The organism is Plantactinospora sp. ZYX-F-223, assembly GCF_039649625.1.
In the GTDB taxonomy this organism is placed as follows: Bacteria; Actinomycetota; Actinomycetes; order Mycobacteriales; family Micromonosporaceae; genus Plantactinospora.
The window spans coordinates 51,391-73,705 of sequence record NZ_JBDJAV010000035.1 but is presented as its reverse complement, the minus strand read 5'-3'; the positions used below and the strand labels follow the sequence as shown (position 1 = coordinate 73,705).

17 protein-coding genes and 1 pseudogene are annotated in these 22,315 nt (G+C 71.8%); 11 read left to right on the top strand and 7 right to left on the bottom strand.

The features are described 5' to 3' along the window. The first annotated feature begins 13 nt into the window (after positions 1-13). On the top strand, positions 14-655 hold the full coding sequence (locus tag AAH979_RS30170; protein WP_346261525.1) for a GNAT family N-acetyltransferase: 642 nt from the start codon (positions 14-16) through the stop codon (positions 653-655). Between the two features lie 22 nt (positions 656-677). On the opposite strand, the pseudogene AAH979_RS30165 reads toward AAH979_RS30170, so the two are convergent. Further along, positions 678-929 (bottom strand): annotated as a pseudogene (locus tag AAH979_RS30165) (transposase domain-containing protein); the annotation flags it as partial. 426 nt (positions 930-1,355) lie between these two features. Between AAH979_RS30165 and AAH979_RS30160 the strand changes: the two are divergent. The 7 genes from AAH979_RS30160 (at position 1,356) to AAH979_RS30130 (ending at position 9,436) form a co-directional block, all read left to right on the top strand. After that, positions 1,356-2,051 (top strand): DJ-1/PfpI family protein, encoded by a 696-nt coding sequence (locus AAH979_RS30160; protein ID WP_346261524.1) that lies wholly within the window; start codon positions 1,356-1,358, stop codon positions 2,049-2,051. A gap of 23 nt (positions 2,052-2,074) precedes the next feature. Further along, the gene (locus tag AAH979_RS30155; protein ID WP_346261523.1) at positions 2,075-3,559 is read left to right on the top strand and encodes a PepSY domain-containing protein; all 1,485 of its coding nucleotides are present in this window, start codon (positions 2,075-2,077) and stop codon (positions 3,557-3,559) included. A 277-nt stretch (positions 3,560-3,836) separates the two neighbouring features. Next, complete coding sequence (locus tag AAH979_RS30150; RefSeq protein ID WP_346261522.1) at positions 3,837-4,397, top strand: sigma-70 family RNA polymerase sigma factor; 561 nt, start codon at positions 3,837-3,839, stop codon at positions 4,395-4,397. A gap of 509 nt (positions 4,398-4,906) precedes the next feature. Then, on the top strand, positions 4,907-5,494 hold the full coding sequence (locus tag AAH979_RS30145) for a copper chaperone PCu(A)C (RefSeq protein WP_346261521.1): 588 nt from the start codon (positions 4,907-4,909) through the stop codon (positions 5,492-5,494). Between the two features lie 23 nt (positions 5,495-5,517). Next, positions 5,518-6,735, top strand: coding sequence for a Dyp-type peroxidase (locus tag AAH979_RS30140; RefSeq protein ID WP_346261550.1), 1,218 nt, complete (start codon positions 5,518-5,520; stop codon positions 6,733-6,735). Between the two features lie 38 nt (positions 6,736-6,773). Next, on the top strand, positions 6,774-7,361 hold the full coding sequence (locus AAH979_RS30135) for a copper resistance CopC family protein (protein WP_346261520.1): 588 nt from the start codon (positions 6,774-6,776) through the stop codon (positions 7,359-7,361). Next, positions 7,358-9,436: a cytochrome c oxidase assembly protein gene (locus tag AAH979_RS30130; RefSeq protein ID WP_346261519.1), complete on the top strand. Its 2,079-nt coding sequence runs from the start codon at positions 7,358-7,360 to the stop codon at positions 9,434-9,436. The genes AAH979_RS30135 and AAH979_RS30130 overlap by 4 nt, the downstream gene beginning before the upstream one ends. A gap of 327 nt (positions 9,437-9,763) precedes the next feature. Here the strand turns inward: AAH979_RS30130 and argG are convergent, their stop codons facing one another. Then, positions 9,764-11,215 carry an argininosuccinate synthase gene (argG, locus tag AAH979_RS30125; RefSeq protein WP_346261518.1) on the bottom strand — a complete coding sequence of 484 codons (1,452 nt, stop codon included), beginning with the start codon at positions 11,213-11,215 and terminating at the stop codon, positions 9,764-9,766. A gap of 226 nt (positions 11,216-11,441) precedes the next feature. Here argG and AAH979_RS30120 point away from each other — a divergent pair, with 226 nt between their 5' ends. Both AAH979_RS30120 and AAH979_RS30115 read left to right on the top strand, forming a co-directional pair. After that, positions 11,442-13,298: a sialidase family protein gene (locus AAH979_RS30120; RefSeq protein WP_346261517.1), complete on the top strand. Its 1,857-nt coding sequence runs from the start codon at positions 11,442-11,444 to the stop codon at positions 13,296-13,298. A 170-nt stretch (positions 13,299-13,468) separates the two neighbouring features. Then, positions 13,469-15,463 (top strand): beta-galactosidase, encoded by a 1,995-nt coding sequence (locus AAH979_RS30115; protein WP_346261516.1) that lies wholly within the window; start codon positions 13,469-13,471, stop codon positions 15,461-15,463. 43 nt (positions 15,464-15,506) lie between these two features. Here AAH979_RS30115 and AAH979_RS30110 read toward each other — a convergent pair whose 3' ends face one another. Then, positions 15,507-16,439 (bottom strand): dihydrodipicolinate synthase family protein, encoded by a 933-nt coding sequence (locus AAH979_RS30110; protein ID WP_346261515.1) that lies wholly within the window; start codon positions 16,437-16,439, stop codon positions 15,507-15,509. A 218-nt stretch (positions 16,440-16,657) separates the two neighbouring features. Here AAH979_RS30110 and AAH979_RS30105 point away from each other — a divergent pair, with 218 nt between their 5' ends. Next, positions 16,658-17,356 (top strand): FadR/GntR family transcriptional regulator, encoded by a 699-nt coding sequence (locus AAH979_RS30105; protein WP_346261514.1) that lies wholly within the window; start codon positions 16,658-16,660, stop codon positions 17,354-17,356. A 28-nt stretch (positions 17,357-17,384) separates the two neighbouring features. On the opposite strand, the gene AAH979_RS30100 is transcribed toward AAH979_RS30105, so the two are convergent. From AAH979_RS30100 to AAH979_RS30085, 4 genes are read right to left on the bottom strand one after another with little or no spacing between them, the layout of a single operon-like run. Then, positions 17,385-18,317 (bottom strand): dihydrodipicolinate synthase family protein, encoded by a 933-nt coding sequence (locus AAH979_RS30100; RefSeq protein WP_346261513.1) that lies wholly within the window; start codon positions 18,315-18,317, stop codon positions 17,385-17,387. Continuing rightward, entirely contained in the window at positions 18,314-19,336 is a 1,023-nt protein-coding gene (locus AAH979_RS30095) for an ABC transporter ATP-binding protein (RefSeq protein ID WP_346261512.1), read from the bottom strand. Before AAH979_RS30095 ends, AAH979_RS30100 begins: the two co-directional genes overlap by 4 nt. Continuing rightward, the gene (locus AAH979_RS30090; RefSeq protein ID WP_346261511.1) at positions 19,336-21,306 is read right to left on the bottom strand and encodes a dipeptide/oligopeptide/nickel ABC transporter permease/ATP-binding protein; all 1,971 of its coding nucleotides are present in this window, start codon (positions 21,304-21,306) and stop codon (positions 19,336-19,338) included. Before AAH979_RS30090 ends, AAH979_RS30095 begins: the two co-directional genes overlap by 1 nt. Further along, positions 21,306-22,265 carry an ABC transporter permease gene (locus tag AAH979_RS30085; RefSeq protein WP_346261510.1) on the bottom strand — a complete coding sequence of 320 codons (960 nt, stop codon included), beginning with the start codon at positions 22,263-22,265 and terminating at the stop codon, positions 21,306-21,308. The genes AAH979_RS30090 and AAH979_RS30085 overlap by 1 nt, the downstream gene beginning before the upstream one ends. Positions 22,266-22,315: the final 50 nt, after the last annotated feature.

The following is a 22,315-nucleotide window of genomic DNA, read 5'->3' as shown; positions in this document are numbered from 1 at the left end:
GGAGTGGCTAGAGATGATCGAAATCCGTAGCTTCGCGGAAACTGACCGCGCCGCGCTGCGTGAGCTGTTCGGCCGGGCGGGCGAGGGCTCTCCGTCTTCCTTGTTGTGGGGGCACGAAGCGTCGGAGGCCACCATGTACCTGGAACCGTACATGAGCCAGGAACCAGACTCGTTGTTTGTCGCCGTGACCGGTGGCCATCTCGTCGGCTACCTGGCAGGGTGCCTAGACAGCTCGACCTTTCCCAGCGAGAAAAAGCGCATGGAGAAGGCGATCGTGAAGTATCGGCTGGTATTCCGACCCAAGCCCGCGGCCTTCTTCGCTCGCGGCATGGTCGACATGGCGTCGGCCGCGATCCGGCGAAAGCCCACCGCAAGGGGCTTCGACGATGCCCGTTGGCCGGCCCATCTGCACATCAACGTGACGCCCCTGGCGCGGGGAACCGGCGCAGCCGACGGCCTGATGAAGCGATGGTTCGATCGACTCATCCAGACCGGCTCATCCGGGTGCTATCTGCAGACCTTGGCCGAGAACACGCGTGCGGTGCGGTTCTTCGAACGCGTCGGCTTCGCCAAACATGGTCCGACTCCATTGGTCCCCGGTGCCAGGCAGGGCGGCAGGCAACTCCACCAGCAGACGATGGTCTGGCAGCCGTGACTGCCGCGGTCGCAAGAAGTCACCGTAGGATCGCTGCGCTCGGCGACGGTGAGGACGGTGCCGGGCCGAGTCGTTGCCGGGCCTGCCGCCGGGCGCTGCCGGACGGGGCGGTGACGGGTAGGGCGGGCAGACCGGCGACGAGTTTCGACCCCACCTGTCGGTAGCCGAGATCAGCGAACCAGCAGCCGGCCAGCAGCAGGTACACCACGACCCGGGCTGGCAGCAACCGGATCCGTTGCTGGGTACGCCGGGTCGCGGCCAGTACCTCGTCGACATCAACCACCCCTTGACCAGCCACGCCCACGCCTAACTCGCGTTCCTGCTCGGAGGGGCCGGCGAGCAGGGCCTCCAGGAGCGCTGCCGGTGCGGAGGGGGTCGGGACCTGGCGGGTCACGACGACGAGCCGGTCGTCGCGGACGTAGTGGAGCCGCTCGCCCACCGCACCGGTCGGCGATGCGGTGGGTGCCGTCACGGGCGGAAACCCACCTGCTGAGGGCTCGACCGGGCGGGGGACCGGGTCCGGTCGCACGCCGCACCCGGCTAGCGTCACGAGCGCGACCATGCCCTCCATCTCCGCGATCGACGTCCAAGTGAACACCGCACTTCATGCTGACGATCTTCTATGGAACGTGCGGAACCAGACTGGTGTTTCCGCCGACTATCTCCCTGGTGTGTCGTGACGGCTGGAGAGGGTGGGCTGGTGGAACGCAGACGTTTCATGGTCGGGGTCGGCGCGGTGGCGGCTGGCGCGGGAATGGCCGCCGGCCCAGGGATGGCCCGGGCGTCGGGGCCGTTGCGGGTGCAGATCGTGATGTTCGACGGCGTGGAGGAACAGGACTTCGCCGGACCGTACGAGGTCTTCTCGCTGGCCGGTCGTCTGTCCGGTGGCGAGATCCAGGTCTGCTACGTGACCGGCGGGCGGCCGCGTACGGTGACGGCGGCGTTCGGCACGAGGGTGGCGGTGGAGCGGGGCTGGTCCCCCGAGACCGCTGACCTCCTCGTGGTGCCCGGCGGTGGTTTCGGCCGGCCGGAGGAACCGGGTATCTGGCCCGAGATCAACAAGGGTGATCTGCCGCGCAAGCTGGCTGCCGCCCGACGTCCGGGGCTGACGATCGCATCGCTGTGCACCGGCGCGATCATCCTTGCCGCCGCGGGCCTCACCACCGGCCGGCCGTGCACCACCCATGGAGGCGCGAAGGCCGAGCTGGCCGCGCGTGGCGGGCTGGTGAAGAACGCTCGGGTCGTCGACGACGGCGATCTGGTGACGGCCGCAGGCATCACGTCCGGCCTGGAGCTTGCCCTGCACCTGGTGCGGCGAGAGGTGAGCGCCGACGTGGCCACCCGTACCGAAGGCGTACTGGAGTACGAAGCCCGCGGCACCGTCTGGACCATCTGACCGCCAACCTCCTGGAGGCCCTCGTGTCGACTACCGCGACACCGTCATCGGAGCCGGAAACCCCGATCGCACCGCCCGCCGCCAGCGCGCCGCCGGGTGCACCGGCCGCGCGCCGGCGGTCGATCGGACCGCTGGTGCTGCGGCTGCACTTCTACGCCGGAGTCCTGATCGCGCCGTTCCTGGTCGTGGCCGCGCTGACCGGCCTGGCGTTCGTGTTCACACCACAACTGGACACCCTGGTCTACGGACCCGAGTTGCGCGTCGACGCAGGCGGCGCACCCGCCCGCCCGCTGGCCGAGCAGGTAGTCGCGGCCCGCGCCGCCCATCCAGACGGTGACCTGGCGTCGGTGATCCCGCCGGTGGCGGCGACCGACACCACGAAGGTGGTCTTCAACCTGCCGCACCTGGGAGAGAAGCAGCACACGGTGTACGTGGACCCGTACACGAACGAGGTGCGCGGCACCCTGACCACCTGGTTCGGGGAGACCCCGCTGATGACGTGGCTGGACGACCTGCACCGCAACCTGCACCTGGGTGTGGTGGGGCGGCACTATTCCGAGCTGGCGGCGAGTTGGCTGTGGGTGGTCGTCCTGGGTGGCCTGGTCCTATGGCTGCGCCGGCAGTGGACCGGCCGACGCAAGCTGCGTCGCACCGTCCTGCCCGACCTTGCCGCGAATCCAGGTGTGCGCCGTACCCGCAGCTGGCACGCGGCCACCGGGATTTGGCTCGCGATCGGGCTGCTTGCGCTATCCGCGACCGGGTTGACGTGGTCGCGCTATGCCGGCGGGAATTTCGACATCGTCCAGAACGAGCTCAACGCGCACAGCCCCACCCTGGAGACCGCTCTGCCCGGCGCCGCCCCGGCTGCTGGCGCCGACAGCGGCGGGCATCACGGCGGCGGCACGACGACCGGAGATCTCGACCCGACCGATGTCGACAGGGTCGCGTTGATCGCCCGCGAGGCTGGCGTGGACGGGAAGGTGATTGTCTCGCCGCCCGCAGGGCCGGGCACGGCGTGGGTGGTGGCGCAGGACGACCCCTCCTGGCCGTACGGCTGGGACCGCGTTGCCGTCGACCCGGCCACCGGCAGCATCGTGGCGCGCTCCGACTTCGCCGACTGGCCGCTGCTGGCGCAGCTGTCCAAGCTGGGCGTTGCGTTCCACATGGGTTTCCTGTTCGGGATCGTCAACCAGATCCTGCTGGCCGCGCTCGCCGTCGGGCTGCTGTGCGTGATCGTGTGGGGGTACCGGATGTGGTGGCAGCGCCGCCCCACCCGCGCCGACCGGCGTGCGCCGCTGGGCGCCCCGCCCGGTCGTGGCGCCTGGCGGCAGGCGCATCCGCTGGCGGTGATCGTCGTGCTTGCGATCGCGGTCGCGGTGGGCTGGGCGTTGCCGATGCTCGGTGTCACCCTCGGCGCGTTCCTCGTCATCGACCTGGTCCTCGGCGTGGTCCAACGCCGGCGGGCGCGGCGGGTGGTACCGACATCGCCCGCACCCGTCCGGAGCTGATGGCCGGCCGGCATCGGTCTGCCGGTCGGCCCGACTCCGCACCCAAGGTACTGGCCGGATCTGTCGCGGTACCGCCTGTACGGCAGGGCGGCCCAACACGGAGTTCCAGAGGGTCCCGGTGCCCGGGTCGTACGCGGAGCCTCGCCGGCGCCGGACGACGACGCAGACCGGGTGTCGCGGCCGCGGGAGTGAGGGAACAGGTGGCAGTTTCGATCCATTGGGTGCCGCGGCGCCCGTGGGACATGCGGGGGATGAGGGTCGCGGCACGATGACCGGCATGAACGGCGATGCGACCGTCACCGAGTTGGCGCTGGCCGCGGGCCGTGGCGACCGGGAGGCGGCTGCGGCGTTCGTGGCCGCGACCCAGCGGGACGTGTGGCGGTTCTTGGCCCACCTGTCCAGTCCCGCCGAGGCGGACGACCTGACGCAGGAGACCTACCTGAGGGCGCTGCGCAGCCTGCCGAAGTTCGCCGGCCGCTCGTCGGCCGCCACCTGGCTGTTCACCATCGCTCGCCGGGTCGTGGTCGACCAGGTCCGCGCCGCGGCGGCCCGGCCCCGGCTGGTCGCGGGCGGCGACTGGCAGAGGGCCGCCGATACCGGCCGGGCTGGTGGGGCCGGGCGGTTCGAGGAAGGCGTGGTATTGCGCCACCTGCTGGATGGTCTGTCAGCGGAGCGGCGGGAGGCGTTCGTGGCCACCCAGGTTCTCGGGCTCTCGTACGAGGAGGCCGCCCGGGTATGTGACTGCCCGGTGGGCACGATCCGGTCCCGGGTCGCCCGGGCGCGGGAGGACCTGGTCGCCGCGATGGCCGAGCCGCCCCGCAGGCTTCGGGCCGTCTGACGTCAGGGGGCCCGGCGTCAGGCGGCCCGGCGTTCGTCGGCCCGGGCGTGTGCCGTTCCCGTCGCCGGGTCTGGCCGGAGATCGGCCGCAGGTGTGGCACCGGTGGCTCGGGGGCGAAGGTGACCGGCCACCACCGGTGGCGGTCCTGTCGATCGCGGGTGGTGCGCCGGACGACCGGCGGCAACCCCGGGAACCACCACGGACGGCTCCGTCCCGGCCCTGGGCAGCGCCACGATCGCCGACGGGTAGCACGCCGCCCCGTCCGTCGACGTACCCAGCGCGCCCACAAGCCCCGTTAGCGGATCACCCCTGGTTCCCTCTCACCGCTCTCGCGCCTGTCGCCCCACCCGCCACGGCAGACGGACGGCAGGAGGGTCCGCATCGCCGAGCCCCGGGTTTGTTGGCCCGGACCCTGACCGGCTCGGCCAAGCGGATCAACGGGCCGGAACCAACCACCGATCCACGACGACCAGTAGTAGAACGAGAAGCGAGAACCGGAGGAAATGCAGATGCGCAGGTCGGTATCACCCGGCGTACGCCGCTGGGCGGTCAGGTTCGCTGTCACCGTGGCGGCGGTGCTCGCCGCGACGGGCTGCGGCGGAACCGCAGACACCCCAGGGGCCGCTCCCAGCCCGGCCCCGTCGGCGACCACCGACAGCGCCGTGTTCATGGTGCGGGACCCGTGGATCAAGGCGGCCGACAAGGGTATGACGGCGGCCTTCGGGACCCTGGTCAACAACACCGCCAGCGATGTCACCATCACCGGTGTGAGCACCAGTGTCTCCCCGATGGAGCTGCACGAGATGACGATGAAAGACGGCAAGATGGTGATGCAGCCCAAGACCGGCGGGATCACGATCAAGGCCGGCGGCAGCCATGTGCTGGAGCCCGGCGGCGACCATCTGATGCTGATGGAGCTGAGCAAGCCGGTCCGGGCCGGTGACGAGCTGACCTTCACTCTCACCTTCGCCGACGGGACGACCACCGGGTTCACCGCGGTGGCCAAGCCGTTCACCGGCGCCGAGGAGAGCTACGACCCGAGTTCGGGCATGCCGATGACCCCCGGGCAGCAGATGACGATGAGCCCGGCGCCGTGACCGAACCTGCCGAAACCCGCACGGTGAGCCGGCGGCGCCTGCTCACTGGCGGTGCCCTGGGAGTCGGTGGCGCGGTCGCCGGGGCGGCGGCGGGTGTCGCCGCGACCGCCGCCGGCCGGCAGCCACCGGCACCGGCACCGGTCGACCCGGGCGCCGCCACCGCCGTCGGTACGGATGTCGAGCCGTTCCACGGCGCGCGGCAGGCCGGTATCGGCACGGACCCGCAGGCGCACGCGGCATTCGTCGCCTTCACCCTGCACCGGGGAGTCGACCGGGCGGCGCTGGGCCGGCTGATGCGGCTGCTCACCGACGACGCTGCCCGGCTGACCCAGGGACGGGCGCCGCTGGCCGACACCGAACCGGAACTCGCCGTACTGCCGGCCCGGCTCACCATCACCTTCGGGTTCGGCCCCGGGCTGTACGTGGCGGCCGGCCGGGAAGACCGTCGGCCGCCGTCCGTCGCCGAACTGCCGGTCTTCGAGATCGACCGGCTGCAACCGGCCTGGTCCGGTGGTGACCTGCTGGTGCAGATCTGCGCCGACGATCCGCTGACGGTCACGCACGCACAGCGGATGCTGGTCAAGGACGCCCGTCCGTTCGCCGCCGTCCGCTGGGTGCAGCGCGGATTCCGGCGCAGTCGTGGTGCGCAGGCCGACGGGCACACCCAGCGCAACGTCATGGGCCAGCTCGACGGCACCGCCAACCCCCGCCCCGGCAGCGCCGCCTTCGAGCAGTCGGTCTGGGTCGGCGACGGCCCGGACTGGCTGCGCGATGGCAGCACCCTGGTGCTGCGGCGGATCCGGGCCGAGTTGGAGACCTGGGACAAGCTCGGCCGGGCCGACAAGGAACTCGCGGTCGGCCGGCGCCTGGACACCGGCGCGCCGCTGAGCGGCCGGCATGAGCAGGATGAGCCCGACTTCTCGGCCGTGAACGAGGCAGGGCTGCCAATCATGCCGGACTTCGCGCACGTGACCCGGGCCCGGGTGATGGACGACCGGCTCAAGATCCTGCGCCGGCCGTACAACTACGACGGGGTGCCGGACGCCGCCGGGCGGGCCGACAGCGGCCTGATCTTCGCCGCCTACCAGGCCGACATCGAACGGCAGTACCTGCCGATCCAGCGCCGGCTTGCCGAGCGGGACCTGCTCAACGACTGGATCACCCCGATCGGCTCCGCGGTCTTCGCGATCCCACCCGGCTGCGAGCCCGGTGGCTGGATCGGCGAACAGGTGCTGGGGTGACCGGCGCGATGCCGAGCAACGACGAGGAAGGACGGCCGATGCGAGGCGTCGGATGGCGGCTGGTGGCGTTGGCCGTACTCACGGTCACCGGCGCCGTGGCGGGCGGGCTGCTGGCAGCCCGCCCGGCGGCTGCGCACGCCCAACTGCTGGGCAGCGATCCCCGGGCCGACTCGACCGTGACCACACAACTCGACGAGATCACGCTCACCTTCAACGAACTGGTCCGGGGAAACTTCAGTACCGTGGTGGTCACCGGTCCGGACGGGGTCCGGCACGGCGCCGGCCAGCCACGCGCGGTCGACAAGCGGGTACACCTGCCCGTCGAGCCGGTACGGTCCGGAAGCTACCGCGTCGCGTACCGGGTGGTCTCCGCCGACGGGCACCCGATCCAGGGACAGTTCCGGTTCACCGTCGCGCTGGCTCCGGCACTGGAGCCGACCGGCGCCCCGGCCGGCCCGCCGGCAACCTCCGACGGCCCGTCCGCGTCGCCGGCCGCCGGGGTGCCGACTGCGGATACCGGCGCCGGAGCCGGGCTGTGGGGGGCCGGTGCGGCCGGGCTCGGCGTTGCGCTGGTCGGCGCCGGGTTCGTCCTGGTGCGCCGACGGCGCCGGACCTCGGCGCGGTGAGTGCCGGATCGCGGCAGAGCACGGCCACCTCCGGTCTGTCGGTCTCCCGCCCGGCCCGCAGACACGGCTGGCTGCCCGCCGGTGCCGGGCTGGCCGGGCTCGGCGTGCTCTTGCTCGCGCTCGCCGCCGGAGACGGTCTCAACGCCACCATGATCACCGGCCTGCCCGACCCGGGCCCGGTCACCCGCTACGCCCTGCCGATGGTCCGGCTGCTGGCCGACGCGCTGGCCGCCCTCACCGTCGGGCTGGCGGTGACCGCCGCGTTCCTGCTACCCGGCGACGGCCCCAGCGTCTCCGCACCGGGGTACCTGCTGCTGCGTCGGGTCACCGCGCTGGCCGCCGGCTGGGCGGCCACCGCCCTCGTCTTGATCGTGCTGACCGTCTCGGACCTGCTCGGCGCCCCGTCATCGCAACTCGGTGCCGCGACCGTGGTCAGCTTCGCCACCTCGATCTCCCAGGGACAGGCCCTGCTGCTCCAAGCCGGGCTGGCCGGGCTGGTCGCGGTACTGGCCTGGACCGGCGTGTCCCGGACGACCGCCGCGACCACCGCCGGACTCGCCCTGGTGGCGGTACTGCCGCCCGCGTTCACCGGGCACGCCGCCGGCGCCGGCAACCACCAAGTCGCGGTGACCAGCCTGGCGCTGCACATCCTCGCCGCCACCGTCTGGGTCGGTGGGCTGGCCGCGCTGCTGGTGGTGCGCCGTCACCGGCTGCTCGCCGACGCCGCCGCCCGGTACAGCCGGCTCGCCTTGGCCTGCTGCGTCGGGGTCGTACTCAGCGGCCTGACCAACGCCTGGGTACGCCTCGGCGCCTGGGACCAGCTCTGGCAGTCCCGCTACGGCTGGCTGATCCTCGGCAAACTCGCCGCCCTGCTGGCGCTCGGCGGGCTCGGCGCGGCACACCGCTGCCGTACGCTCCCCGCGCTGCGCGCCGGAGAACGCGCCGCGTTCGTCAGGCTCGCCGCCGGGGAACTGGTGGTCTTCGCCGCCACCTTCGGCCTCGCGGTGGCGCTGTCGCGCAGCCCTACCCCGATCCCGACCGACCCGGTCGACGCGGACCCGCTCGTCGAACTGCTCGGCTTCACCCCACCCGCCCCGCCCACCCCGGGCCGGCTGCTCGGCGACCCGCTGCCGGACATGTTCTTCCTCACCGGCTGCGCCCTCGCGGTGGCCGGATATCTCGCCGGGGTATGGCGGCTGCACCGCGCCGGACACCGCTGGCCGCCTACCCGCACCGCGAGCTGGCTGGCCGGAATGCTGCTACTCGTCGCGGTCACCAACCTCGGCATCGCCCGCTACGCCTACGTGCTGTTCAGCGCGCACATGGTCCAGCACATGGTGCTGTCGATGGCGGTGCCGATCCTGCTCGTCTGCGGTGCCCCGATCACCCTGGCGTTACGGGCGCTGCGCCGGCCCACCGACCGGCAGATGCGCGGCGCCCGGGAATGGCTGCTACTGCTGATCCACAGTCGACCGCTCCGGCTGCTGACCCACCCGCTGATCGCTCTCGGCATCTACCCGGCCAGCCTTTTCGGCCTGTACTTCAGCGACCTGCTCGGCACCCTGATGCGCTACCACCTCGGCCACCTGGCCATGCTGACCCACTTCGTCGCCACCGGATACCTGCTCTTCTGGGTACTCATCGGCGTCGACCCGGGACGGCCACGACTCGCCCCACCCCTGCTGGTGATCATCCACTTCGCGGCCATGATGGCACACGGCTTCTTCGGCCTGGTCCTGATGCAGTCGAGCACCGTCATCGCCCCGGACTGGTACACCGCCGTGCACCCCGACTGGGCATCCTCCCCGCTGGCCGACCAGCGCCTTGGCGCCGGCATCGCCTGGGCCTTCGGTGAACTCCCGGCCGCCATCGTCATGATCATCCTGCTCCGCCAGTGGGCCCGTGCCGACCAGCGTGAACAGGCCCGACTCGACCGGGCCGCCGACCGGGCGGACGCCACCGGAGAGGAGGACGACCTGGCCCGCTACAACGCCTTCCTCCGCGCCGCCGCCCGCGGCTCCCACGGCAGGCGCGCCGACGACCGGTACGGTGCCACCATGCGGGACGAGGAGTAGGCAGACCTGCCCCGCTCCCGGCTGGCTGGTCTGGGCCTGTCGGACGGCGTCGGCGAGCAGTCCCGGCGCCAACTGCTGGCGTTCCGGTGCGGGGGAGAAGCCGGCCGCCGTGATTACCTTTCCGGTCTCGACCACCCGCTACGGCACGACGGCGGCACCGAATTCCGAGGACACCACGCTCACCGGCACCCGGCACGACGAGTCCGGTACGGGTGCCATCGTCCAGGTGTGCCGGGCTACGGCGCACTCCGTGATTGACGGTTACGCCGTTCGGCTGTTGACGACGCCCGATCGCGCGCCTGCGGTACCTCGGAATGAGCCGACAGGTCAGTCGGTGCCGGCCTCCATCGCGGCGTGGTCGAGCAGCTTGTCGACGTCGGAGACCTCGCCACGGGAGGCGATCGCCTCGGCGCCGCCCTCGGGCATCGCGCCGATCAGCCCGGTCGAGGTCGGCTGGGCCGTACCGAGCAGTGCCGGGTGTGGACTGCCCCCGACCATGCCGAGTCGGGCGTACTGCTCGAGCTTGGCACGCGAGTCGGCGATATCGAGGTTGCGCATGGTGAGCTGGCCGATCCGGTCGACCGGGCCGAAGGCGGAGTCCTCCGTCCGCTCCATCGACAGTTTGTCCGGGTGGTAGCTGAACGCCGGGCCGGAGGTGTCCAGGACCGAATAGTCCTCGCCGCGTCGCAGGCGCAGGGTCACCTCGCCGGTGACCGCCGTACCGACCCAGCGTTGCAGCGACTCGCGCAGCATCAACGCCTGCGGGTCCAGCCAGCGGCCCTCGTACAGCAGCCGGCCGAGCTTCCGTCCCTCGGTGTGGTAGCTGGCCAGGGTGTCCTCGTTGTGGATCGCGTTGACCAGCCGCTCGTACGCCGCGTGCAGCAAGGCCATGCCGGGCGCCTCGTAGATGCCCCGGCTCTTGGCCTCGATGACCCGGTTCTCGATCTGGTCGGACATGCCCAGGCCGTGCCGGCCGCCGATGGCGTTGGCCTCCAGCACCAGGTCGATGGCGGAAGCGAACTCCTTGCCGTTGACGGTTACCGGCCTACCCTGCGCGAACCCGATGGTGACGTCCTCGGGGACGATCTCCACCGCCGGGTCCCAGAACCGCACACCCATGATCGGATCGACGATCTCGATCCCGGTGTCGAGGTGCTCCAGAGTCTTGGCCTCGTGTGTCGCGCCCCAGAGGTTGGCGTCGGTCGAGTACGCCCGCTCCACGCTGTCTCGGTAGGGCAGGCCGTGGGCGAGCAGCCACTCCGACATCTCCTTACGGCCGCCGAGCTCACCGACGAAGTCGGCGTCCAACCACGGCTTGTAGATCCGTAGCGAGGGGTTGGCGAGCAGGCCGTACCGGTAGAACCGCTCGATGTCGTTGCCTTTGAAGGTGGAGCCGTCCCCCCAGATCTGCACGCCATCCTCAAGCATCGCGCGCACCAGCAGGGTGCCGGTGACGGCGCGGCCGAGGGGAGTGGTGTTGAAGTAGGTACGGCCACCGGACCGGATGTGGAAGGCGCCGCAGGCCAGGGCGGCCAGCCCCTCCTCGACCAGCGCCGCCCGGCAGTCGACCAGCCGGGCGACCTCCGCGCCATACGCCATCGCGCGCCCCGGCACCGATTCGATGTCGGGCTCGTCGTACTGGCCGACGTCGGCGGTGTACGTGCAGGGCACTGCGCCCCTGTCACGCATCCACGCGACCGCTACCGAGGTGTCGAGGCCCCCGGAGAAGGCGATCCCGACACGTTCACCGACAGGCAGGGAGGTGAGTACCTTGGACACGATCAACAGTATATGCACAGTCTCGCATGATCATGCATCCGGGGGGTACTGCTCCGGAGCGTCCGTGGCGGACAGGACGGCGTGGGATCCCTCTCTGGTTAACATCCCACGTTGGACGTAGGATGTTGCGTCACAACCTCCTCTTGGCAGGAAGGGCGACGACATGCAGGCTGGTCATCCTCCGCAGGGTCGTATCGGGCGCCTCCGGTGCCGGCGGGCGGGTGCCGTGTCGGTCCTCGCCGGCCTGCTCCTCAGCGGATTCGGCGCCCCGGCGGGCGCGGTCCCGGAAGGCCGGCTCGTCGCCGGCGCGATCGGCGAGAACGCGCCGTTCGTGGCCGAGCAGGTGCTCTACAAGCAGGGCGACTTCGGCTACGCGTGCTTCCGGATTCCCGCTGTGGTGCGGGCGACGAACGGCATGCTCCTGGCGTTCGCCGAGGGGCGGGTCAAGGACTGTGGCGACGACGAGGACATCGACCTCGTGCTGCGCCGCTCCGCCGACGGCGGTCGGACGTGGGGGCCGCTCCAGGTGGTCTCCGAGGGCAACGGCACCACCCACGGCAACCCGGTGCCGATCGTCGACGAGCGTACCGGCCGGGTGGTGCTGGTGAGCACGCACAACGGCGCGGAGCCGTGTCCGAACGGCTGCGACCGGGATCCCTGGGTGCAGCACAGCGACGACCACGGGGCGACCTGGACGGCTGCCCGGGAGATGACCGAGGGCAAGCGTCCGGAGTGGAACTTCTGGTACGCCACCGGCCCGATGCACGGCATCCAGCTCGAGCACGGCCCGCACGCCGGTCGGCTGGTCGTCGGGGCGAGCTTCGAGAGCTGGGACCGGGTCGGCGCGCACGTCTACGGCTCGCACCTGCTCTACAGCGACGACGGCGGACTGACCTGGAACATCGGCGCGGAGACCTCCCGCGACGACGGTACGGTCATCGCCCAGGAGCTCACCGTCGTCGAGCTCACCGACGGGCGGATCTACGCGTCGGCCCGCGAACGCGGCACTGACGGCGGCAACCGGGCGTACGCGATCAGCAGCGACAGCGGCGAGACCTGGGACGCGCCGTTCCGTACCGTGCCGGCGCTGGCGACGACGGACGTGCAGGCAGCGCTGCTGCGGTTCGACGGCGACCGCATCCTCTACTCCTCGCCGATGCACCCCGGCGCCCGGGAGGCGATGGGGATCCGTTCCTCCTACGACGAGGGGCGCAGGTTCGAGACCTGGGACCAGGGCAAGGTCTTCTACTGGGGCCCGTCGGCATACTCGGACATGGTGCGCCTGGACGGTGACGAGGCGGCGCTGATGTACGAGGCCGGCACCGTCACGCCGTACGAGCAGATCCGGTTCGCGCGGTTCAACGAGGCGTACCTGGATACCCCGAACGGCGTCCCGCCCGGCATCCCCGGGCCGCCGGCACCCGGCCCGACCACCCCGGACGTGTCGCCGTACCGCAACGAGGCGTACGTCCGTGGCGGTGCGCAGACCACCGACGGGCGGTTCGGCAACGGGCTGAGCCTGGACCGGGTCGACGACCGGGTGGAGGTGGAGTTCGACGACTCGATCGACCTCGGCGGGAAGGACTTCACGCTGACCTCCTGGATCCGGTACTCGGACCGGACCGGCGCGCACGCGATCCTCTGGTTCCACCGGGTGGACCGGGGCACCAACCCGCCGGCGCTGTGGCTGCGGGCCGAACCGGCCAGCAACCGCATCCGGGCGATCCTCGCGGTCGACCGGTTCGACGTCACCGTGCAGTCGCAGAGCGCGTACAACGACGGGCAGTGGCACTTCGTGGTGCTGCAACGGGCGCGCGGCGAGCTCCGGCTGCTGGTCGACGGCGTCCAGGTCTCGTCGGCGCCGGCACCGGCCGGCTCGCTGACCCTCGGCAAGGAGTTCGGCACCGGCGGGCTGCACATCGGGCAGCGGATCGACGGCGTGGACCGCTTCCGGGGCACGCTGGACGAGGTACGCGTCTACCGGCGCGCCCTCACCGACACCGAGCTGGACCTGGTCCAGCGGCGGAACCTCCCGGTCGGTGGCAAGCTCGGGCTGCGCCTTCCGTTCGACAGGGTCACCTGAGCGACCCGGGATCGCGTGGCGATGGCGCTCACACCGCCGTGGGCGCCATCGCCCCGCCTCGACGGCGTCCGGAAACCGGTCATGGACCGTCCGAACGGCGAGGACGTCCTACCTCATGCTCCGCCCGTGACAGATTCCACGGTACGAAGATCGAAGGGGAAACCCGTCCGATGACCATGCCCAACAAGATCATGTTTGGTGGCGACTACAACCCCGAGCAGTGGACCGAGGACGTCTGGGTCGAGGACATGAAGCTGATGGTCGACACCGGCGTCTCGCTCGTCTCGGTCGGCATCTTCTCCTGGGCGAGCGTCGAGCCGCGCCCCGGCGAGTACGACTTCGGCTGGTTCGACCGGGTGATGGACGGCCTCGCCGACGCCGGAATCGGCGCCAGCCTCGCCACCATGACCGCCTCGCCGCCGCCCTGGCTCGCCCGGCTCCACCCGGAGACGCTGCCCGAACGGGTCGACGGCGTCCGGCTGTGGCCCGGCGGCCGGCAGCAGTACTGCCCGTCCAGCCCGATCTACCGGCGGTACGCGGGCCGGCTGGTCGAGCGGCTCGCCGGCCGGTACGCCGGGCACCCGGCGCTGCGGATGTGGCACATCGGCAACGAGTACGGCTGCCACGTGCGGGCCTGTTACTGCGACGTGTCGGCCACCGACTTCCGCGACTGGCTGCGCGACCGGTACGGCGACCTCGACACGCTCAACGAGGCGTGGTCCACCACGTTCTGGTCCCAGCGGTACGGCGACTGGGCGGAGGTACTGCCGCCGCGTACCGCGCCCACCTTCGCCAACCCGGCACAGAAGCTGGACTTCGCCCGGTTCAGCAACGACGCGATCCTCGCCTGCTATCTGGCCGAGCGCGACGTGGTCCGGCGGCACACCCCGGAGACTCCGGTGACCACGAACTTCATCGGCCTGGTGCACAAGCCGATCGACTCGTACCGGTGGGCCGCCGAGCAGGACGTGGTCAGCCTGGACAGCTACCCGGACCCGTTCGACCCACGGGCGCACACGGCGGCCGCCTTCGGCTACGACCTGGTCCGCTCGGCCCGCGGCGGGCAGCCGTGGCTGCTGATGGAGCAGGCGCCCGGGGCGGTGAACTGGCGGGTGCGCAACGCCCCCAAGGGCCCCGGACTGATGCGCCTGTGGAGTTGGCAGGCGGTGGCACAGGGCGCCGACGCGGTGCTCTTCTTCCAGTGGCGGCAGGCGGTCGGCGGCGCCGAGAAGTTCCACTCGGCGATGGTGCCGCACGGCGGGACGCGGACCCGTACGCACCAGGAGATTCGGGCGCTCGGCCGGGAGCTGGCCCAGGTCGGCGAGCTGGCCGGCACGCGGGTCCGGGCCGAGGTCGCGCTGGTGCACGACTGGGCCAACTGGTGGGCGCTGGAGTCCGACGCCCACCCGGCCGCGCTGGACCTGCTGGAAACGGCGCAGGCGCACTACGACCCGCTCTTCGACGCGCACGTCAGCTGCGACGTGGTTCCGCCGACCGCGGACCTCTCCGGATACCGGCTGGTCGTCGTGCCGAACCTCTACCTGATGTCCGCCGAGGTCGCGCAGCGGCTGCGCCGGTACGTCGACGGTGGCGGGCACCTGGTCGTGTCGTTCTTCACCGGCATCGTCGACGAGTGCGACCGGGCGTACCAGGGCGGCTACCCGGCGCCGCTGCGTGACGTGCTGGGGTTGCGGGTGGACGAGTTCTGGCCACTGCCCGCGGACGGCACCGTCGCGCTGGAGTTCGGCGCGCGGCAGCACACCGGCACGGTCTGGTCGGAGTGGGTCGAGCTCGAGGGAGCGGAGGCGGTCGCGACCTTTGCCGGCGGGGAGCTGGCCGGCCGGCCAGCGGTCACCCGGCACCGGTACGGCGCCGGGGTGGCCTGGTATCTCGCCACCCGCCCGGAGCCGGTGATGATGCGGGCGGTGCTGGACCGCGCCCGCGCCGAGGCCGGGGCGGCGCCGGTGCTGCCCGACCTGCCGGACGGGTTGCAGGCGGTGGTCCGGCACGGCGACGACCGGTCGTACCTGCTGCTGCTCAACCACGGTGCCGAGCCGGTGACGGTACCGCTTCCCCGCCCGGCGGTAGACCTGCTCGGCGACCGTGACCGGACGGTCGACACGGTGACCGTCGCGCCGCGCGGCGTGGCGGTACTCCGGTCCTGAGAGGACGGTGCTGCCCCGCCCGCCCCGGTGGTGGGGCGGGGCACTACGCCTCCGGGAAGAGTTCGGGCAGCCGCTCCCGGGCCAGCGGTCGCAGCCGCTCGGCGAGCGCGGGATCGACCGAGCCGTACGGCCAGCGGACCCGGGTGCCGATGTCGGCCCAGTCGCCGACGTGGGCGAGGAACTTGTCGAGTGCGGAGTTGGCGTACCCCCCGCGCTGGAGCGGCTGGACGTGTTCGGTGAAGAACGCGTGGATCCGGCGCTCGACGTCGAGCGCGGCGACCGGTCGCTCGGCCATCATCCGTTGCCACGCCATCGCCCCGGCCGGGCTGAGTGCGGCGATGTTCGAGTACGAGCCGGCGGCGCCGTGCCGGCGGCCGGTCGCCAGGTCGTGGCCGGCGACGAAGATCGCGATCCCGGCCGCGTCCCGCCGCATCCGGGCGTACCATTCGGCGTCGCCGCCGGCGACCTTGATCCCGATGAGCGTGCGGACCTCGCGGCGGATCACCGGGTACAGCTCGGCCGGCACCTGGGTCTTGGCGTGCGGCGGGTTGTAGAGCACCAGCGGCACCGGGTCGGCGACGGCCGCGACCCGGGCCAGGAACCGCAGCACCTCGCTGCCCGACATCGGCAGCCAGTCCGGCAGCGTCACCTGGATCGCACCGGGCCGGAGCGTACGGGCCCGGGCGACCCGGGCCAGGCAGGTCTGTGCGCTCATGTGGCTGGCCCCGATCTGGAACGGCACGCCGCGCCGCTCGCAGCGCCGCGCCAGCAGCTCGTTGACCCGGTCGTACTCGTCCTCGCCGAGGGTGTGGAACTCGCCGGCGGTGCCGTGCGCGTACAGGCCGTCGAGCCCGGCGGCGACGAGGATGTCCAGGGCCGGGTCGAGACGCGCCCAGTCGATCGACTCGTCGGCGCGGATGGGGAGCAGTATCGTACCCCAGGTGCCGCCAAGCGTCTCCGACGTCAGTATCTCCACGATGCCGCTCTCCCTGGTCGACGAGACGTCCTATGTTCGCCCCGGATCGGCCGCGAGCGGGCAGGCAAGCGGCTGAGCGGGCAGGTGAGCCAGGTACGTCCGGCTGATTTCCATCCGGTACGGGCGGTGCCGCCGGTGTTACTTCCCGCACCGCCTGGCCTTCCGGGTCCGAGAGGTGGGATGTTATGACCCGAGGTTTCGACGAGCCTGGAGGCAGCATGCGAATGCGTAACGGTGGGTCGCTACAGGAGCGCATCGTCGCCCTGATCCACGAGCGCCGCCTGGCTCCCGGCGCGCCGATGCCGACCGAGCCGCAGCTGATGGACCTGCTCGGGGCGAGCCGCAACAGCGTGCGCGAGGCGGTGCGGGCCCTGCAGGCACTGGGCATCGTCGAGATCCGGCACGGCTACGGCACGTTCGTCGGTCAGGCGTCACTCGACGTGCTCACCCCGTCGCTGGCGTTCCGGGTGCGCTCCGGACCGGGCGGCGGGATCCGCGCGCTGCACGACCTGGTCGAGGTCCGTGAGCTGATCGAGACCGGGCTGATCGGCCAGGTGGCGCAGATCGTCAGCGGTCCCCGGATCGCCGCGCTGGACGCCCTGGTCACCGCCATGGACCGGGACCTGGAGGCCGACCGGGCGTTCCACTCGCTGCTCTACGAGTCGTGCGGCAACGAGCTGGTGCTCCAGCTGATCGGCCTGTTCTGGGACGTCTACCACCAGGTCGAGCCGGCGCTCGGTCCGCCGGAGGAGCGGACCGCGGAGATCGTGGTCAACCACCGCCGGATCGTGGCGGCGCTGCGCGCCCGGGACCCGGAGGCCGCCCGGGAGGCGATGCGGCTGCACTTCCGCGACGTGAAGGCACGCATCGCGCGGGCGGAGGCCCGGCCGGTCGAGGCGCTGACCGAGCCGGCCTGACCCCCGCCGGGTGGGCGGCCGGGCCCGGTCACACCAGGCCGGCGGCGGCAAGGTACTCCTTGACCCGGGCGACCTCGTCGGGGTTCAACGGGATCTGCGGCAGCGCCGTGGTCGGGTGCGCGATGATGCCGCGCAGGTGCAGCGCGGCCTTGAAGGCGCCCAGCGCCGAGGAGCTCATACCGATCCGGCCGGCGCCGACGTTTACGAGCTGGAACAGGCGCAGCAGGCGCTCCTGCTCGGAGCGGGCCGCCTCCCAGTCCCCCTTGCCCGCCGCCCGGAACAGCCTCGCGTACCCGTGCGGGTCGACGTTGCCAAGGCCCGGCACGACACCGTCGGCTCCCATCCACAGCGCCGAGTCGACGGTCAGTTCGGAGCCGGTCAGCACGCTGAACGCGCCGATTTCCGGGCGGTCCCGGCGCCCGAGGATCACCCCGCGCAGCCCGGCCTCGTCACCGCTGGAGTCCTTGACCCCGGCGAGCGTCCCCTCGGCGGCCAGCTCCAGCACCAGGTCGGTGCCGAGCTTGCTGTGTACCGAGACGGGCAGGTCGTACGCGTACAGCGGAAGTCCGCCGCGGGCCGCGATGGTCCGGAAGTGCAGGGCGATCTCGTCCGGGTGGGTCCGGGTGTAGAAGGGCGCGGTCGCCACCAGGCCGTCCGCGCCCGCCTCGGCCGCCACCCGGGCGTGGTCCAGCACCCGCAGCGCGGTCGTGTCGATGACGCCGGCCAACACCGGGACCTGCCCGGCGACGTGCCCGATCACCGTCTCCAGCACGACCTTGCGGTGACCGTCCGGCAGGTACGCGACCTCGGAGGTGGAGCCCAGCACGAAGAGCCCGTCCACACCGCCGGCCAGCAGATGGTCCACCAACCGGGCCAGCGACCCGGTGTCGACGTCGAGGTCCGGGGTCAACGGGGTGGACACCGGGGGGATGACGCCGGTGAGGGCGCTGGCGGTGGTCATGGGCGCTCCTGTGCTTGGCTGATCAGTTCGAGGTCGCTCGCCCCGTCCAGTACGGGGTGATGGCATCGGAACAGGTGGTCGTCGGGCCGGTCGGTGCTGGTCTGTACCGGCGGCATCGCCGAGGCGCAGACCTCGTCCGCCTTCCAGCAGCGGGTCCGGAAGGGGCACCCGCTCGGCGGCCGGGTCGCCGACGGCACCGGGCCGACCAGCGGGATCGGGTCGATCGGGGAGAGCAGCCCGGGCGTGGCGGAGAAGAGCGCCCGGGTGTACGGGTGCCGGGCGTGCTGCGGTACCGCTTGCGCGGGCGTCTGCTCCACGATTCGCCCCAGGTACATCGTGACCACCCGGTCGCTCATCCGGCGGACGGTCTGGATGTCGTGCGAGACGAAGACCAGCGCCAGGCCGAGCCGGTCCTTCAGGTCCAGCAGCAGGTTGAGGATCTGCGCCCGGACCGAGACGTCCAGCGCGCTGGTCGGCTCGTCGGCGATGAGCAGCTCCGGTTGCAGCGCGAGTGCCCGGGCGATCGCGACCCGCTGCCGCTGGCCGCCGGAGAGCTGGCTGGGCAGCAGGTCGGCCGCGCTGGACGGGAGGCCGACCAGGTCGAGCAGCTCGCGGACCCGCTCGTCGCGCTCCCGGCGGGTGCCTCGGTGGTGGACGTCCAGCGGGTCGCGCAGGATCGTCCGGACCGGCAGCCGGCGGTTCAACGCGGTGGACGGATCCTGGAAGACCATCCCGGTGGTCGATCCGATCACGGACCGGCGCCGGGAGGTCGCCATCGACCAGACGTCCTCGCCGCGGAACGACACCGCGCCGTCGGTCGGCCGCTGCAGCCCGACCAGTACCCGGGCCAGAGTGGACTTGCCGCAGCCCGACTCGCCGACCACCCCCACCGTCTCGCCAGCGGCGATGGTCAGGTCGGCGCCGGTGAGCGCGTAGACCCGGTCCCGGGAGAAGATCCCGCCGGACCGCGCCCGGTGCACCACGTGTACGTCGTGCAGCTCCAGCAGGGTCGCCGCCATCAGCGTGCCTCCGTTCCGACGGCCACCGGCGTCGCGATCTCGATCGCCGGATGGTGGCAGGCGACCGCGTGCCCGTGCACCGCACCGGTGAGCAGTGGCGCCTCGGTACGGCAGATCTCGGTGGCCATCGGGCAGCGGTCGGCGAATCGGCAGCCGGCCGGGAAGTCGGCCGGGGAGGGGACGACCCCGCGGATCTGGGTGAGCCGCCGCGCACCCGCCTCCAGCGAGAGCACCGAGCCCAGCAGCCCGCGGGCGTAGTGGTGGGCCGGAGCGCCGACCAGCGCCGCGGTGACGCCGGTCTCGACGATCTGCCCGCCGTACATCACCACCACCCGGTCGGTGACGTCGGCAACCAGGGCCAGGTCGTGGGAGACCAGGATGAGCGCGAACCCGAGTTCGGCGCGGAGCCGCAGCAGCAGCTCGATCACCTGCGCCTGTACCGTCACGTCCAGGGCCGTGGTCGGCTCGTCGGCGACGATCAGCTTCGGGTCCCGGGACAGGGCCATCGCGATGAGCACCCGCTGCCGCTGCCCTCCGGAAAGCTCGTGCGGGTACGCCGAGAGGGTCCGGGCCGGGTCCAGCCCGACCATCTCCAGCAGTTCGGTCGGGGTACGCCGGCCACCGCGTCGGACGACCTGCTTGAGCTGCGCCTTGATGGTCATCGCGGGGTTCAGCGAGGAGAGCGCGTCCTGGTAGACCATCGCCATGTCGTGTCCCATCAGCCGCCGGCGGGCCGAGCGGGACAGCTTCAGCAGATCCTTGCCGTCGAACCGGATCTCGCCGCCGATCCGGGCGCCCCTCGGCTGCAACCCCATGATGGTCAGCGCGGTCAGCGACTTGCCGCAGCCCGACTCGCCGACCAGGCCGAGTACCTCGCCCGGCCGGACGTCGAACGAGATGCCGGCCACGATGTCCACCCCGGCGTGCCGGCCCTCGAAGCCGATGGCCAACTCCTTCACCTGGAGCATCGGCGGACCGGACGGGAGCGGCCGGGCGCGTTCGGTCAGCCGCCGCGCCGCCTCGGCCAGGCCGGGCAGCTCGGTGAGCTCGCCGGACCCGGGGGCGGCCTGCTCCCACGCGTCGCCCTCGGCGGGCTTCTTCGCGCCGGGCACCCGCCGGGCCGTCGGTGCCGCCCAGGCGTCGGAGACCCCCTCGGAGAGGATGTTCAGCGCGAGGACGGTGACCAGGATCAGCAGGCCCGGGAAGACGGTGGCCCACCAGCCGCCGAGTAGCACCATGTTCTTGCCGTCGGCGATGACGCTGCCCCAGGACGGGTCCGGCGGCCGGACCCCGGCGCCGATGAACGAGAGCGACGCCTCGAAGACGATTGCGTCCGCGACCATCACCGTGCAGAACACCAGCACCGGCGCGGCGCAGTTGATCGCCACGTGCCGGATCACGATGTACGGCGTGCGGGCGCCGATGACCTTCTCGGCGTCCACGTAGTCCTCGCCGTACTGGGCCAGCACGTTGGCCCGGACCACCCGGGTCACCGAGGGCATGTAGAGGAACGCGATCGCGAGCACGAGCACCTGGATGCCGCCGCCGAAGACCGCCACCAGCACGGCGGCCAGCGCGATGCCGGGGAAGGCCATGATGACGTCGAGCGTCCGCATGACCCCCTCGTCGACCCACTTGCGGGAGGTGGCCGCGACGGCACCGAGCACCGCGCCGACGACCAGGGCCAGGGCGGTCGCACCCAGGCCGATGATCAGCGACCACCGCGCCCCGTACAGCAGCCGGCTGAGGATGTCCCGGTTGGCGCTGTCCAGCCCCATCCAGTGCTCCGCCGACGGGGCCCCGTCGGCGGTGGCCGCCTGTTCCAGCGGCGAGTACGGCGCCAGCAGCGGGGCGAAGAGCGCGGCGAGCGCGATGAGGAGGACGACGCCGAGCGAGATCCAGGCCGGTGCGGAGAGCCGCTTGAAGTTGATGCCCGGTCGGGCGAGACGTCTCGTCAGTCCTGGTCGCATCAGGCTGCGCTCCGAAGTCGCGGGTTGACCAGTAGATAGAGGATGTCGACGACCAGGTTGACCACCACGAACCCGGTCGCGATCGTCAGCACCACGCCCTGGACCACGGCCGGGTCCCCGTTGGTGACACCGTCGATCATCAGCTTGCCCATGCCGGGCAGGGAGAAGATGGTCTCGATGACCACCGCGCCACCGAGCAGGTAGCCGACCCGCAGACCCAGCACGGTCAACGGGTTGATCAACGCGTTGCGCAGCACGTTCCGGCCCACCACGACGATCGGCGGCAGACCGCTGCCGATGGCGGTCCGGACGTAGTCCCGGTCCAGTTCCTCGACCATCGACGTCCGGACGATCCGGGTCAGTTGGGCCGCGACCGGCAGCGACAACGACAGGGCCGGCAGGGTCATCGACCGCAGCCACCCGCTGACCGAGTCGGCGGGGTTGACGTAGCCGCCGGTCGGAAAGAGGCCCTGCTCCACGGCGAGGTACTGGATCATCAGCAGGGCCAGCCAGAACGCCGGGGCGGCCACCCCGCCGAGCGACACGACCCGGATGAGCTGGTCGGGCCAGCGGTCCCGGAAGATCGCCGCGGTGACCCCGAACACCAGCGCGGTGAGTACGCCGACCAGCAGGCCGAGGAAGGTGAGCTGGAGGGTCAGCGGCAGCGCGGTCAGCACCGAATCCAGTACCGGCGCGTTGGTGAGCACGCTGGTGCCCAGGTCACCCTGTGCCAGATCGGCGACGAACCGCACGTACCGCAGCGGCAGCGGATCCAGCAGGCCGTTCTCGACCTGGAACTGGTGGATCTGCTCGGGGGTGGGGTTGGCGCCCGCGAAGTAGGCGTACTCCGGCTTGTTCTGCGAGAACCGCATGACGATGAAGACGAAGAGGATCACGCCAAGCAGGAGCGGGATCAGGATGAGTATGCGGCGGACCAGCATTCTGGCGATCGCTGCCACGGTCGGACTCCTCGGCGATGAGTGCCGCGGCCGGCGGGGGGACGCCGGCC

Excerpts from the sequence above, each read along its gene's own strand:
- AAH979_RS30095 (WP_346261512.1), bottom strand. The coding sequence starts at position 19,336 with ATGGCGGCGACCCTGCTGGAGCTGCACGACGTACACGTGGTGCACCGG.
- AAH979_RS30170 (WP_346261525.1), top strand. The coding sequence starts at position 14 with ATGATCGAAATCCGTAGCTTCGCGGAAACTGACCGCGCCGCGCTGCGT.
- AAH979_RS30135 (WP_346261520.1), top strand. The coding sequence starts at position 6,774 with ATGCGAGGCGTCGGATGGCGGCTGGTGGCGTTGGCCGTACTCACGGTC.
- AAH979_RS30100 (WP_346261513.1), bottom strand. The coding sequence starts at position 18,317 with ATGACCACCGCCAGCGCCCTCACCGGCGTCATCCCCCCGGTGTCCACC.
- AAH979_RS30090 (WP_346261511.1), bottom strand. The coding sequence starts at position 21,306 with ATGCGACCAGGACTGACGAGACGTCTCGCCCGACCGGGCATCAACTTC.
- AAH979_RS30105 (WP_346261514.1), top strand. The coding sequence starts at position 16,658 with ATGCGAATGCGTAACGGTGGGTCGCTACAGGAGCGCATCGTCGCCCTG.
- AAH979_RS30145 (WP_346261521.1), top strand. The coding sequence starts at position 4,907 with ATGCGCAGGTCGGTATCACCCGGCGTACGCCGCTGGGCGGTCAGGTTC.
- AAH979_RS30150 (WP_346261522.1), top strand. The coding sequence starts at position 3,837 with ATGAACGGCGATGCGACCGTCACCGAGTTGGCGCTGGCCGCGGGCCGT.
- AAH979_RS30115 (WP_346261516.1), top strand. The coding sequence starts at position 13,469 with ATGACCATGCCCAACAAGATCATGTTTGGTGGCGACTACAACCCCGAG.